Below are 14,512 nucleotides of genomic sequence, written 5' to 3'. Positions count from 1 at the left end.
AAAATATAGATGGACTGAATTCATGAAAAATGATTAAATTTGAGAAACTACATATGAAAGTAAAATGAGATATCATCAATCGGGAAATATCCCACCAAAAAGACACACGATCTTTAAGTCTCCTGAAGATAAATTTTACTATGAGCAGCTTTTCGGTACAGAAGGCTTCCATGGTATTTCTTCTCTGTTATATCATATCCACCGCCCTACACAGATTAAATCTATCGGTGAGCCGAAAGATGTTACTCCCAAAATCGCAGTGGAAAAGAATGTTGCTCCAAGAATGTTTAAGGGAATGAACGTTACTCCTGAAGATGATTTCATGGACAGCCGAAAGATCCTTTTGATGAATAATGACCTGAAAATGGGATTGGCAAAGCCAAGAAAATCGATGGATTATTTCTACAAAAATGCGGAATGTGATGAGCTTTTGTATGTTCATAACGGAACCGGAATCTTAAAAACATTTGTAGGAGATCTTGAATTCGTAACCGGAGATTATCTTATTATTCCGAGAGGAACAATTTATCAGGTAGAACTAAAATCTGATGATACAGTCTTTTTTGTATTGGAAAGCCACTCTCCTATCTACACTCCGAAAAGATACAGAAATGAATTCGGGCAACTTTTAGAGCACTCTCCATTCTGCGAGAGAGACATGATTGCTCCTACTTTCAAAGAACCCGTTGATGAAAAAGGAGAATTCTTAATTAAAGTAAAAAAAGAAAACCAGATTACAGATTTCATCTACGCAACACACCCGTTTGATGTGGTAGGCTGGGACGGCTATTTTTATCCTTATAAATTCAATATTAAAAACTTCGAACCGATTACCGGAAGAATTCACCAACCGCCACCGGTTCACCAGAATTTTGAAGGCCACAATTTCGTAGTGTGCTCATTCTGTGCAAGAATGTATGATTATCACCCACAGGCCATTCCTGCTCCTTACAACCACTCTAATATTGACTCTGATGAGGTACTGTTCTACACAGAAGGTGATTTCATGAGCCGTAACCACATTGATTTAATGGACTTTACCCTTCACCCTGGCGGAATTGTACACGGACCTCACCCTGGTGCTATGGAAAGAAGTATCGGTAAAAAATTCACGGAAGAATATGCTGTAATGGTAGACCCTTTCCGCCCGTTAAAAATTACAGAAGAAGCTTTAAAAGTAGAAGATCCTTCTTATAAAACTTCATGGCTGGAATAAAACAGTAAAATTATCAAAAAGTATTACTGAATACATACAAAAGACGCTTTAAATCCTTTATTTAAAGCGTCTTTTTTTGTAAATTTGTGAGGTATGGTTAACATATTGACCATCATTATTTTTCATATCGCATCCTAAGTAATGGTGGTTTAAAACAAAATCAATATTACATGTTAGAAAGAATCAGATTAGAAAGTTTACACCAAAAGGTAACCACAGCCGAAAACGCTGTAAAAATCATTAAAGACGGTATGACCATCGGGTCCAGCGGCTTTACAAAAGCAGGTGACAGCAAAGCCATTTTGCCCGCACTGGCTGAAAGAGGAAAAACAGAAGACTTGAAAGTCACTTTGATGACCGGAGCTTCATTGGGACACGGTACCGACGGAAGACTGGCAGAAGCCAACGTTCTGAAAAAAAGAATGCCATTCCAGGTAGATCCTATCTTAAGAAACAAAATCAACAACGGTGAAATTCTCTTCATCGACCAGCATTTAAGTGAAAGTGCCGAGCTTCTTCACACCAAAAATCTTCAGAGCATTGACGTAGCCATTATCGAAGCTGCTTATATTGAAAGAGACGGAAGTATTGTTCCGACTACTTCTGTGGGAAATTCTGTTACTTTTGCGGCTTTGGCTAAAAAGGTTATTATTGAAATCAATACAGAAGTACCTGAAGAAGTGTATGGCATCCATGATATCTACCAGGCCGAAGATTATCCTTACAGAAATGTGATTCCGATTGTTGCACCATGGAACAAAATCGGGAGAAAAAGCATTCCTGTAGATCCTGAAAAAATTGAGGCTATTGTATTTACCAACCGTAAAGACAGTCCGGCAGATATTGCAGAACCCGATGAAAAAACAACAGCAATCGCCAAACATCTTCTTGCTTTCTTTGAAAATGAAGTTCTTTTAGGAAGACTTACAGACCGTTTACTTCCTCTTCAGGCAGGTATCGGTAAGGTTGCCAATGCAGTTCTGACAGGATTCAAAGACAGTAATTTTTATGACCTGACCATGTTTTCGGAAGTGCTACAGGACAGTACATTTGATCTGATCGATTCTGGTAAGCTAAGCTTTGCTTCTGCATCATCCATTACCGTTTCTCAGGAATGCTACGAAAGAGTGTTAGGAAACCTTTCAAAATATAAAGACAAATTCGTTTTAAGACCTCAGAATATTTCCAATACTCCGGGATTGATCAGAAGATTGGGAGTAATTGCCATCAACACCGCCATTGAATTCGATATCTATGGAAATGTAAACTCCACTCATATCGGAGGGACAAAAATCATGAACGGAATTGGGGGTTCCGGAGACTTTGCAAGAAACGCTTATTTAAGTATTTTTGTAACTCAGGCCGCTTCAAAAGGTAACAATATCTCCCACGTTCTTCCAATGGTTTCTCATACTGACCATACAGAACACGATGTAGATATTCTGGTAACAGATGTCGGATTGGCTGACTTAAGAGGACTGGCTCCAAGAGAAAGAGCACAGAAAATCATTGATAATTGTGTTCACCCGGATTATAAAGAAGAACTACAATCTTACTTCGACAGAGCCTGTGAAAAAGGAGGTCATACGCCACATTTATTACAAGAGGCATTCAGCTGGCATTTACGATTTGCAGAAACGGGAAGCATGAAACAGAAAACTGCAGTAGAAACTGCTAATTAAAATTTGCATCAAAATAACAGACAAAACGAAAGGACTGAATGCCAATGCATTGAGTCCTTCCTTTTTTAAATCACAGCTGATGTATTTATATGATAAAAATCTGTACAATATCCTCAAAATATTTATATGAATATAAAATTATAAAGATTATCTTTGAAAGAAGAGCGGTATTTTTATGAGTTGTAAAAATACATTGAACACCCTTTTAAAAAGACAAAATATGAATAATTACATCAGCGCAGAAGAAGCAATATATACGATAAAAAGTGGAAACCGTGTATTTTTTCACGGCAGTGCCTGTACACCGAATTATCTGATTGATGAGCTGGCAAGACAGTCTAATCGTTTGCAAAATGTGGAAATGGTTTCCATCACCCAGCAGGGAAATGTGGAAATTGCAAAACCACAATACAAAGACAGCTTTTTCATCAACTCTTTATTTGTTTCGACACCTGTGCGTGATGCTGTAAATTCTGACCGTGGAGACTTTGTTCCCGTTTTCTTAAGTGAAATTCCCATTTTATTCAGAAAAAATATTCTCCCTCTCGATGTAGCTATCGTTACAGTTTCCCCTCCGGATAAACATGGTTTCTGTACCTTGGGAACTTCTGTAGATATTGCAAGAGCCGCTGTAGATACAGCAAAAATCATTGTTGCCATCGTTAATCCAAGAATGCCAAGAACCCATGGAGACGGGATGATCCATATCAGCAGGATTCATAAACTGGTTTGGCATGAAGAGGAACTCCCAACAGTAGATTATGGTTCCAAAGTAGGTCCTGAAGAAATGCTCGTAGGAAAAAATGTAGCGGAGCTTATTGAAGACCGATCTACCCTTCAGATGGGCATCGGAACCATTCCTGATGCCGTGTTAAAATGTCTTACCAACCATAAAGACCTGGGAATTCATACAGAAATGCTGAGCGACGGTGTTATTGACCTTATTCAGGATGATGTGATCAACAACAAATACAAAGGCTACAACGACAATAAAACCATTACAAGTTTCTGCTTCGGAACAAGAAAACTTTACGACTATGTGGATGACAATACAGTCTTTGCCTTCAGAGACGTGAGTGAAGTGAATTTTCCGATCAATATTATGAGAAACAAAAAAATGGTAGCCATTAACTCTGCCATTGAAATAGACCTTACCGGCCAGGTATGTGCCGATTCTATCGGAACACTCCAGTACAGCGGAATTGGAGGGCAAATGGATTTTATGCGCGGTGCAGCATTAAGTGATGATGGAAAACCTATCATAGCTATTACGGCAAGGACGAAAAAAGGAATTTCCAGAATTGTTCCTTTCCTTAAACAGGGAGCTGGTGTCGTAACTACCAGAGGCCATATCCACTACGTGGTTACTGAGTACGGAACAGCCTATTTGTATGGTAAGAATCTTCGCCAGAGAGCGCAGGAACTCATCAGTATTGCCCATCCGGATGACAGAGAGATGCTGGAAAGAGCTGCTTTTGAAAGATTTAAACACTGATAATCAAATTATAAAGTCCTTGAAACTGCTTTTTTAAATTGAAAACTTAAAACATATTTTGAACTCATTATCATAAAATGATAAAAAAATATTAAATTTTTGGCAGTATATTTGATAAAATTCTTTCAAAAACAAGGAAATTGAAAACTATATATAATTCGATACGAGACGAAGTGGTAAAACATTCCAAGGTAAGGAATTCTGTTTTGGGGAATGTGAATGAATGGAAGCGAAGCCATTATATTATTCTTTCTGAAATTATCAAAGACGAGCTTTCTGAAGCGGAAGAACTGAAAGGAGGAAAAAAATTTGAAATCGGAAATACCATTTCCCATGTAACCTTACAACGCTTTTTTGAAAACGATTACCAGGATAAAACTCACAATGACCTTAGATTTCTTAAAACACTTGATAAAATCTGCATTTTCTTAGGATATAAAGATCTCAATGATTACATCCTTGCTATCAGATATAAGAAACAGGAAGAAGAGGAAACTGATGATCAGTCTTATCTTACGAAAATGGTTTATGAATACTGTGCAACCGCTTTTGAGTTTTGTAAACAGTTTCCCAATCATAATACCCAGCTTTTTAAAGATCTGGTTTTTGATGATTCTCCATTCCTGGAAAGGGTTTCACTGTTCAGTAAAGAATTATGTGATAAAGACTTTCAGCTGGTTACTAAAAACAACAGATCCAATTATGAGGTTTTTGATATTCAAGTGGTGACCGATGAACCCGACAAAAAAATCCTGGAATCTCAGGAGTTCTGGAATCTTCTGTTTAAAGTTGGAGAAACCGGAGAGGAACACTTTGTCAATCAACTGAGTACACAAATTTATTTTATCAAAAAAATAAATAATTCCTGGAAGATCTGGGACAACTATAATCCCGACGCGGGAATGCTCAACAGAAAAATTGAAACAACTTAAAAATAAGAAAGCCGTAGAGAGTATCTACGGCTTTCATGTTTCGAAATATTTTTTTTCACTTGTCTTTTGTATAACAAATGTAGGCAGATGATTTTAGACTTATGAAACTTAAATATACTTAAGTAAACTCTTCTTTAAGGTTATGTTAAATATATTCAATGAATCCTTGCGAATATTTTCGCAATGTCTAAGTTTTTTGTAATTTGCATACCAATAAAATAAAAGTAAAAGAGAAAATATGTCAACACTTACATTTGCCGAGAAAATAGCTCAAGCAGAAAATTTCTTACCGATTAACGGTACAGATTATATTGAGTTTTATGTAGGAAATGCTAAACAGGCTGCTCATTATTACAAAACCGCTTTCGGTTTTCAGTCTGTAGCTTATGCGGGTCCTGAAACAGGAGTAAGAGACCGTGCATCTTATGTGCTTCAACAGGGAAAAATCAGATTGGTATTAACTACAGGACTTAAGTCTGAATCTCCTATCAGTGAACACGTAAAAAAACATGGTGACGGAGTAAAAATTTTGGCACTTTGGGTAGATGACGCTTATGCAGCTTTCGAAGAAACAACTAAAAGAGGTGGAAAACCTTATTTAGAGCCAGTAACGTTAACTGATGAGCATGGTGAGGTAAGAATGTCCGGTATCTACACGTATGGAGAAACCGTTCACATGTTTGTTGAAAGAAAAAATTATAACGGTGCTTTTATGCCTGGTTATGAAAAGTGGGAAAGCGATTATAAGCCTGAAGAAGCAGGTTTATTATACGTAGACCACTGTGTAGGAAATGTTGACTGGAACAGAATGATCCCAACTGTAGAATGGTATGAAAAAGTAATGGGATTTGTAAACATCCTTTCTTTTGATGACAAGCAGATCAACACAGAATATTCTGCATTGATGTCTAAAGTAATGTCAAATGGAAACGGATATGCAAAATTCCCGATCAACGAGCCTGCAGAAGGTAAAAAGAAATCTCAGGTAGAAGAATATCTTGATTTCTACGAAGGAGAAGGAGTACAGCACATCGCTGTGGCAACAAAGGATATTATCCACACCGTAACTGAATTAAAAAAACGTGGTGTAGAGTTCCTTTCTGCTCCACCAGAAGCATATTACGACATGGTTCCTGAAAGAGTAGGTCATATTGATGAAGATCTTAAAAAACTTCAGGAGTTAGGTATACTTATTGATCATGATGAAGAAGGATACTTATTACAGATCTTTACGAAGCCTGTAGAAGACCGTCCTACTCTATTCTTCGAAATTATTGAAAGACACGGTGCACAGAGTTTTGGTGCCGGAAACTTCAAAGCATTGTTCGAAGCATTAGAAAGAGAGCAGGAAAGAAGAGGGAATCTTTAATTTTACATTAGAAAATATAAGTTTTGTCAGGATACAATATTCTGGCAAAACTTTTTTATAAAACACAGTATATGAGAAAACTTTTAATCGGGATTTTTCTTCTGGGAACCTTAGGGCTTAAAGCTCAATATGGTACTTTGAATGAAATCCTTAACCGACTTGAACAAAGAAAAGGCATCAATCAGCATCTTGAAAACGTAAATATTGACAACAAAAAGTTTGTTTTTATTAAAGATGAAGCCGACCATACGGAAAGGGACTTTATTATTATCAAAGGGAATAATGCCACCTATGTAGAAGTTTTCGATGATAAAGCAACTGGAGAAAGCAGTTCCAATGTTTTCACCGGTGATATCATCAGGAAAAAAAATATTATTTCTTTACGGGCAGACATGCTTGAAAACAAAAAAATCCCAATGCCTGTCACTAAAACTTTATTGCTGACACAGCAGGACAATATTTTGTACCTTATCGATGTCAATACCAGAGACAGATGGATTGATGAAGCCTCTTATTCAAAAAAGACCAAATAAATGTACCGGGGAATTCTTCCGGATGATATTGAATCTAACTAAAATCTAAACTTATGAAATCATTTGTAGACTATTCCTCAAATTCGGATTTTTCTATACACAATATTCCTTTCGGAGTCGCAGTTTTTAACAAAGAATATATCGGATGCTGTACAAGAATCGGAGATCAGGTCATTGATCTTGCTACCTTGTACGATCTTGGTTATTTTGAAGATATTGAAGGATTAGACGACAATGTTTTTGAAGCCTATACGATCAACGAATTTATCGAGCTGGGTAAACCTGTTACCAATGCTGTTCGTACTAAAATCCAAACTTTATTACAGGAAGGATCCACTTTATCAAAAGATCAGAAGACTATTGAAGAAGCCTTTTATGACCTGGATAAAGTAAAAATGATGATGCCTGTTCACATCCCGAACTACACCGATTTCTACAGCAGCATCGAACATGCTACCAACGTAGGAAAAATGTTCCGAGATCCGGCAAACGCTTTATTACCCAACTGGAAACATTTACCGGTAGGTTACCACGGAAGAGCATCCTCTATCGTAGTTTCCGGAACGGAAATCAACCGTCCTAAGGGTCAGACGAAACCAGCAGATGCAGACAAACCGGTTTTCGGAGTATCTAAACAATTGGATTTCGAACTGGAAATGGCTTTCATCATCAATAAAAATACAGAGATGGGAGAAAGTATCTCTACCAAAGATGCAGAAGATGCCATCTTCGGAATGGTCGTTTTCAATGACTGGTCTGCAAGAGATATCCAATCCTGGGAATATGTTCCACTAGGGCCATTCCTTGCGAAAAACTTCGGTTCTTCTATTTCTCCATGGGTGGTTACGCTGGAAGCTTTGGAACCATTCAGAACTGCTTCCCCAGTACAGGATCCTGAAGTTTTAGAATATTTAAAATTTGAAGGTGATAAAAACTATGATATCAACCTTGAAGTCTATATCCAGCCTGAAAACGGAGATCAGAACCTGATCTGTGAAAGCAACTACAAACACATGTACTGGAATATGACCCAGCAACTGGCACATCACACGGTAAACGGATGTAATGTGGAAGTAGGTGATCTATATGCCAGCGGTACTATTTCAGGAAGTGATCCAAAATCTTTCGGTTCTATGCTTGAACTGACATGGAGAGGACAAAATCCTTTATCATTAAGCAACGGAGAAGAAAGAAAGTTCATTGAAGATAATGATACGGTTACCATGAAAGCATGGGCAGAAAAAGACGGTGTAAGAGTAGGTTTCGGTGAAGTTTCCGGTAAAATTATTCCAACACTTTAATAATTATTTAAACACTTTAGTTTTTAAAGTTATATGATAATGGTAAAATTAAGTTCACTTTAGTTTTTTGAAAATCTACGATTTTCATTTTCTTACATTATGATGACTCAAAAATTAGTTAATGATTTATCTTACAAAATCGTTGGAGCTTGTATAGAAGTACATAAGCTGGTTGGTCCGGGCCTATATGAAGAGGTTTATCACAAATGTTTAGAAAGAGAGTTTGATCTGTTAGGTTTAAACTATCAAAGTGAACTTGAAATACCATTTTTATATAAAGGAAGTCATATAGACTGTAAAGTAAAATGTGATTTTTTGATTGAAGAATTAATTGTTCTTGAATTAAAATCCGTTACTGATATCCATCAGATTCATAAAGCTCAGACAATGAATTATATGAATCTTTTAAAAGTACCCCGTTCAATCCTAGTTAATTTCAATGTCACCAACCTCTATCATGAAGGTTGTGAGTTTTTTGCCTCTAAAATATTTAAAGAGCTTTCAAAAGAATGAAAATCGTAGATTTTCAAACTTAAGTGCTCTCCGCTAAACAGCATTAGAAATAACTAAAATAACTTAAGTGTTAAAAAGAAAAACATGAAAACAGTAATCCCCTCCGAGATAACCTCCGTACAACTGCAGACCATTATGCAGACCGCCGTTTCACCACGTCCCATTGCATTGGCTTCTACAGTGGATAAAGACGGTAATAATAACTTATCTCCGTTCAGTTTTTTTAATATGTTCAGTACTGTTCCTCCGATTTTGATTTTTTCACCATCGAGAAGGGTTCGTGACAATACCACCAAACATACGCTGGAAAATGTTCATGAAGTACCTGAAGTAGTCATTGGAACAGTCAATTTTCCAATTGTACAGCAGATTTCTTTAGCTTCAACAGAATACGAAACCGGAGTCAATGAATTTATCAAATCCGGTCTTACCATGAAAGATGCAGATCTTGTACAACCTAAACTTATTGAAGAATGCCCGGTTAATTTTGAATGTAAGGTTCTAGAGGTAAAATCATTGGGTGATCAGGGTGGCGCAGGAAATCTGGTAATCTGTGAAGTTCAGAAAATTCATATCAGAGAAGAATATCTGAATGAAGCCGGAAATCTGGATCAGAAAAAACTGGATATGGTAGCCCGTTTAGGCAGCAACTGGTATTCCAGAAGCAATGAAAACAGTCTTTTTGAAGTACCAAAGCCTTTGGTAACAAAAGGAATTGGTTTCGATCTGTTACCAGATTCTATTAAATACAGCAAAGTCTTTACAGGAAATGACCTTGGAATGCTTGCCAATACGGAAGTGTTGCCTGAAGGTGACTTTCATGCTGATGAAAATATCCATCTTGATGCCCAGAAATTACTTCTTGAAAGCAAAATTGAAGAAGCCTGGAAGATTTTAATTAAATAGTCTGATTTACTGATGAAAAAATACATCTTCTTCCTTTTTCTCTTAATCACATTACAATCATGCTATTATCCTGTAAAAAAAGATTACGGGATCTACAGCAAGTCATTGGTATTTTCGAAGGATAAAAAGTGGCTGATTAACAACATCAAAACGGATGTAGATTCACATCACCGGGAAATGATGAGTAAGGAAGCGTTTCAACTATTTCAGGATTTAAGCAATGGCAAAGCCTTTGACTTAAAAACGGCAAAAGCAGAAAATATCATTCAGAATAGTATTCCTTTTGATCCGGAAACTGAAGATCTTGAGGTATTGAAAAGAAATTCTGATTTCAATTTCCTGGTAAACATCTACACCATGAAAGTGCGAAACGGTTTAGACAATTCAATTGGAACGCAGTATGAATATAAGAAAAATGAAACTTTTGCAATGATGGATGTCTATGATATCAGTAGTATGAAGAAAATATATTCTCTGAAAGCATATTCAGAAGTTTCGGTGGAGAAAGATCAAAAGGTGACCATCTTCGATCCTTCAACTGAAATGATGACCATGAAAAATTTCAGAAGTCTTTTAAAATCAGTAAAAAAGAACGCTGTTAGAACGAATTAAAGATATCGATTGATCATCAATAAAAAAAAGGAGTAAAAGTTTCACTCCTTTTTTTATTATTTGGATTTAAGCGATTCCGAAACAGTAATTTTTCCTTTTTCAGCAAATTCTGTTACCTTACCGTTTTTATCGATAGAAACATTCAGGTTGTCATTTTTAGCATCATAGTAAATGCTTGTAGCATATCCGGGACAATCGTGCTGTTTGCATCCTGTCAGTTTGTAGATTCCATTTTCTGACGTAACAGGACTTTCTACGTTGAAATTCTTTACCATCTCATCATACTGAGCTCCGGTAAGTTTTTTCAGTCTTTCTGAAATACCTTTATCTTCAAAGAATTTAATATCATGAGGATATTTCCCAACGTTTTTGGTAATGATATTATCCGGAGCAGGAGCAGAAGGAGCTGCAGTTGCTGCTGAATCTGTTTTTGGAGTTGTTACGGAATCCTTAGGCATTACGGTTGCCAAAGTATCACTGCTTACAGAAGATTCTGTTTTTGTTTCTTTTTTACATGAAACAACACATAGTGAAAGCGCAAATGCGCCTGCAATAATTTTTTTCATAAATATATTTTATAGTGGTTACTAAATAATAACGTAGTTTTAAACGTTTTATTTCAATTTTTCCTTGATAAAGTAAATACATTTTTCAGTTACCGTATGGAGATCTTTTGGTAATTCATTTCCTTCCCATGGTTCTTTTGCTCCGAAAGTATGGTTGGCATTTTCAATCAGAAACAATTCAGAATTGGGGTGAAGAATATGAAGATGTTCTGCCTGTTTCACCTCTACCGCTTCATCTTCTGTTCCATGAATGATGAGCATATACGCTTTAGCCATTTCTGCAGCTCTTTCTATATCAAAACGGTGAATATCTTTTTCATAATCTTCATAAAACTGATAATAATGAGGCATTTCCTGTTGGGTACGCCCATTTAAAGCATAATAAACACCATTATTTTTCCAGTTTTCAAAAGCAGTATCTTTTGGGAAACGATCTAAAGTATCCACACTGGCCAACGTAATAAGGCCGTTAATCCTTTCATCTTCAAAAGTTTTAATAATAGAAATTCCCCCACCTCTGCTATGCCCGATCAGCACAATCTTTTCATCATCCACATGCCGATCTTTACTAAAGTGGTCAATTACTACTCCAAGATCGGAAAGTTCTTTAGAATAATTATTCTGCCCAAAAGCTTCAAGATCACCGAAGTTGAACGGATCATCAGTTGTAGTCCCGTTATGTGAAAAATTAAACTTGACAAAGAAAAAACCTGCTTCCCCAAACTTTTCAGCCATCAGATTCCAGGCTCCCCAATCTTTATAGCCTTTATATCCGTGAACAAATATGACCAAAGGAAGTTTTTTTTCAACGTCTTTATAAAAAGCATCAGCAAGAAAACCTTTTGTTTCTTTATTTTCTAAGTATATATTCTTTTCTATAATCAAATTCATAAAACAAATGGGTTTTACTTAATATTATTTATATTTATAGGATGAATTCAAACTGAAATTTATGAAAAAAACTCTACTTTTTTTATTTTTAATTACATTTTCTTTGATCCTGAGCCAGACGACCAAAAGGGTCTTTTTTATTGGAAACAGTTATACTTATGTTAACAATTTACCTGGTCTTATTCAAAGTATTGCCACATCTAACGGCGATGTATTCGAACATCACAGTCAGACTCCGGGAGGTGCTACCCTGCAGGATCATGCCAATAACCCAAATGTCACTACAGACATTAATCAGGGAAACTGGGATTACGTGGTACTGCAGGAACAGAGCCAGCTTCCTTCGTTTCCTGATTCACAGGTACAAAACCAGGTGTATCCTTATGCCCTTCAGCTTTCCAATTTAATTAAAACAGCCAATCCTTGTGGAAATGTTATTTTCTATATGACGTGGGGCCGAAAAAATGGTGATGCAGCCAATTGCCCGGGACTTCCCACAGTCTGTACGTATCAGGGAATGGACACTCAAATTTATAACCGTTATATGGAAATGGCGATGAACAATGAAGGCATTGTCTCTCCTGTAGGTAAAGTCTGGAGAACGATCAGAGAACAAAACCCGGCCATTGAATTGTATGATCAGGATGAATCGCACCCGAGCTACATTGGTTCTATGGCTGCTGCGTATACATTTTACACTATTATATTCAAGAAAGATCCTACGCAGGTTCCTTTTAATGGAAATCTTACTCCGGCACAGGCGCAACTGATTAAAGAAATTGTGAAAACAGAAGTGTACAATGAGCCTGGTCAATGGTATGTGACCAACAATGATGTTCACAGCAGATTTACTTATCAGCTTACCGGAGCAGGCACCGTTCAGTTTACGAATGCAACTCAGAATTCAGCCAACTATTCATGGGATTTTGGTGATGGAACGACTTCTACGCTGGAAAATCCGACACACACCTATACTGTGGGAGGAAATTATCAGGTAAAACTTACAACAGATGCCTGCGGAGCAACTACGACCAAAACAAAACTGGTTGTTGTCAACACGTTGCATACAGCGGAAACAAGTATAGAAAACGGTATTCAAATCTATCCCAATCCTGTTCAAAACCTTGTTAATGTCGTTTCTAAAAAGAAATTTGAAGTAATTTCCCTTACAGAAGCTTCAGGAAAAATCATTCCTTATCATTTGAATAAAACAGAGACCGGCTATAGTATTTCACTTCAGCATCTGACCAGCGGAGTTTATTTCCTGCAATATAAAACAGGAGAAAAGGAATTCACTAAAAAAATTATTAAAAAATAAGCTTATTTTTGCTGCATGCAGAATTTAAGAACTGTAACCGTGATGCGTTACATTCTGCCCCTGAGAGAAGGAGGATCTCTTCCGGCTCTGGCAGAAGCTGATGATGATTTCAAATATGTATTAAAATTCCGTGGCGCAGGCCATGGGGTAAAAATGCTGATCTCCGAACTGTTGGGTGGGAAAATTACCGAAGCTTTGGGACTTAAAATTCCTGAACTTGTTTTCGTTAATCTTGATGCTGATTTCGGAAGAACGGAAGCCGATGAGGAAATCCAGGATCTTCTGAAGTTTTCTGAAGGACTGAATCTCGGGTTACATTATCTTTCCGGTTCTATTACGTATGATCCGGGAGTAAGTGTGGATCCGCTTCTGGCTTCAAAAATAGTATGGCTGGATGCATTCATTACCAACATCGACCGTACTTTTAAAAATACAAATATGCTGATGTGGCATAAAGAACTTTGGATCATCGATAACGGTGCTTCGTTCTACTTCCACCACTCATGGCAGAATTTTGATGCAGCAGCTAAAACCCCTTTCAAATACGTGAAAGACCACGTGCTTCTTCCTAAGGCAAAAATGCTTGACGAAGCTGATAAATTTGCTCATGAAATTTTGAATGATACGCTCTTCAGAGACATTGTCAACATGATTCCTGAAGACTGGTTACACTGGAATGATGCGGATGAAACACCGGATGAAATTCGTGAAATCTATTTTCAATTTATGAAAACCAGATTAGAAAATTCTCAAATCTTTGTAAACGAAGCGAAAAATGCAAGAGGATAAAATATATGAATATGCGGTAATACGCCTGGTACCTAAAGTTGAAAGAGAAGAGTTTTTCAATATCGGGCTGGTGATGTTTTCCAAAAAGGAGAAATTCATCAGAGTGGAATTCTATTTGTGTCCGGACAAGTTCAAACTGATGCACAGCAAACTGGATTACGATGATATCATCCACAATCTTGAAAGCTTTCAAAAAATTGCTAACGGTGAGAAAGATGGCGGCCCTATTGCTTTTTTTGATATTCCGGAACGTTTCCGATGGCTGACAGCGGTAAGAAGTTCTGTGATACAGACCTCAAGACCTCATCCGGGAAAATCAAAGGATCTGAACGCTACTTTTGGTAAGCTTTTTGAGGAGTTAGTAAAGTAACACTTCCTTAAAAAATTTA

General features: G+C 36.9%; 15 protein-coding genes. 13 read left to right on the top strand and 2 right to left on the bottom strand.

The window, feature by feature from the left end:
• The first annotated feature begins 64 nt into the window (after positions 1 to 64).
• The 10 genes from DDF69_RS10795 (at position 65) to DDF69_RS10750 (ending at position 10,559) form a co-directional block, all read left to right on the top strand.
• Entirely contained in the window at positions 65 to 1,216 is a 1,152-nt protein-coding gene (locus DDF69_RS10795) for a homogentisate 1,2-dioxygenase (RefSeq protein WP_114820799.1), read from the top strand.
• Between the two features lie 170 nt (positions 1,217 to 1,386).
• Positions 1,387 to 2,898: a succinate CoA transferase gene (locus tag DDF69_RS10790; protein ID WP_114820798.1), complete on the top strand. Its 1,512-nt coding sequence runs from the start codon at positions 1,387 to 1,389 to the stop codon at positions 2,896 to 2,898.
• A gap of 220 nt (positions 2,899 to 3,118) precedes the next feature.
• Positions 3,119 to 4,393, top strand: coding sequence for an acetyl-CoA hydrolase/transferase family protein (locus tag DDF69_RS10785; protein WP_114820842.1), 1,275 nt, complete (start codon positions 3,119 to 3,121; stop codon positions 4,391 to 4,393).
• A gap of 140 nt (positions 4,394 to 4,533) precedes the next feature.
• Positions 4,534 to 5,325 carry a hypothetical protein gene (locus DDF69_RS10780; protein ID WP_114820797.1) on the top strand — a complete coding sequence of 264 codons (792 nt, stop codon included), beginning with the start codon at positions 4,534 to 4,536 and terminating at the stop codon, positions 5,323 to 5,325.
• A 238-nt stretch (positions 5,326 to 5,563) separates the two neighbouring features.
• Positions 5,564 to 6,694, top strand: a complete 1,131-nt coding sequence (hppD, locus tag DDF69_RS10775) for a 4-hydroxyphenylpyruvate dioxygenase (protein ID WP_034697426.1) — start codon at positions 5,564 to 5,566, stop codon at positions 6,692 to 6,694.
• A 71-nt stretch (positions 6,695 to 6,765) separates the two neighbouring features.
• Positions 6,766 to 7,227, top strand: a complete 462-nt coding sequence (locus DDF69_RS10770) for a hypothetical protein (RefSeq protein ID WP_114820841.1) — start codon at positions 6,766 to 6,768, stop codon at positions 7,225 to 7,227.
• Positions 7,228 to 7,280: 53 nt separating this feature from the next.
• Positions 7,281 to 8,528 (top strand): fumarylacetoacetase, encoded by a 1,248-nt coding sequence (gene fahA / locus DDF69_RS10765; protein ID WP_114820796.1) that lies wholly within the window; start codon positions 7,281 to 7,283, stop codon positions 8,526 to 8,528.
• Between the two features lie 99 nt (positions 8,529 to 8,627).
• Positions 8,628 to 9,041, top strand: a complete 414-nt coding sequence (locus DDF69_RS10760; protein WP_114820795.1) for a GxxExxY protein — start codon at positions 8,628 to 8,630, stop codon at positions 9,039 to 9,041.
• Between the two features lie 84 nt (positions 9,042 to 9,125).
• The gene (locus tag DDF69_RS10755; protein ID WP_114820794.1) at positions 9,126 to 9,947 is read left to right on the top strand and encodes a flavin reductase family protein; all 822 of its coding nucleotides are present in this window, start codon (positions 9,126 to 9,128) and stop codon (positions 9,945 to 9,947) included.
• 12 nt (positions 9,948 to 9,959) lie between these two features.
• Entirely contained in the window at positions 9,960 to 10,559 is a 600-nt protein-coding gene (locus DDF69_RS10750; protein WP_114820793.1) for a hypothetical protein, read from the top strand.
• Between the two features lie 56 nt (positions 10,560 to 10,615).
• Here the strand turns inward: DDF69_RS10750 and DDF69_RS10745 are convergent, their stop codons facing one another.
• Both DDF69_RS10745 and DDF69_RS10740 read right to left on the bottom strand, forming a co-directional pair.
• Positions 10,616 to 11,125, bottom strand: coding sequence for a hypothetical protein (locus DDF69_RS10745; protein ID WP_114820792.1), 510 nt, complete (start codon positions 11,123 to 11,125; stop codon positions 10,616 to 10,618).
• A 48-nt stretch (positions 11,126 to 11,173) separates the two neighbouring features.
• The gene (locus DDF69_RS10740; protein ID WP_114820791.1) at positions 11,174 to 12,016 is read right to left on the bottom strand and encodes an alpha/beta hydrolase family protein; all 843 of its coding nucleotides are present in this window, start codon (positions 12,014 to 12,016) and stop codon (positions 11,174 to 11,176) included.
• A gap of 61 nt (positions 12,017 to 12,077) precedes the next feature.
• Between DDF69_RS10740 and DDF69_RS10735 the strand changes: the two genes are divergently transcribed.
• From DDF69_RS10735 to DDF69_RS10725, 3 genes are read left to right on the top strand one after another with little or no spacing between them, the layout of a single operon-like run.
• On the top strand, positions 12,078 to 13,334 hold the full coding sequence (locus tag DDF69_RS10735; RefSeq protein ID WP_114820790.1) for a PKD domain-containing protein: 1,257 nt from the start codon (positions 12,078 to 12,080) through the stop codon (positions 13,332 to 13,334).
• A 15-nt stretch (positions 13,335 to 13,349) separates the two neighbouring features.
• On the top strand, positions 13,350 to 14,123 hold the full coding sequence (locus tag DDF69_RS10730) for a HipA family kinase (RefSeq protein ID WP_114820789.1): 774 nt from the start codon (positions 13,350 to 13,352) through the stop codon (positions 14,121 to 14,123).
• A complete protein-coding gene (locus DDF69_RS10725) occupies positions 14,110 to 14,493 on the top strand; it encodes a DUF3037 domain-containing protein (protein WP_114820788.1) in 384 nt (127 codons plus the stop codon). The genes DDF69_RS10730 and DDF69_RS10725 overlap by 14 nt, the downstream gene beginning before the upstream one ends.
• The last annotated feature ends 19 nt before the right edge of the window (positions 14,494 to 14,512 follow it).

Source organism: Chryseobacterium sp. KLBC 52, from assembly GCF_003347605.1.
Lineage (GTDB): Bacteria > Bacteroidota > Bacteroidia > Flavobacteriales > Weeksellaceae > Chryseobacterium.
This window is presented reverse-complemented; position numbering and strand designations above follow the sequence as displayed.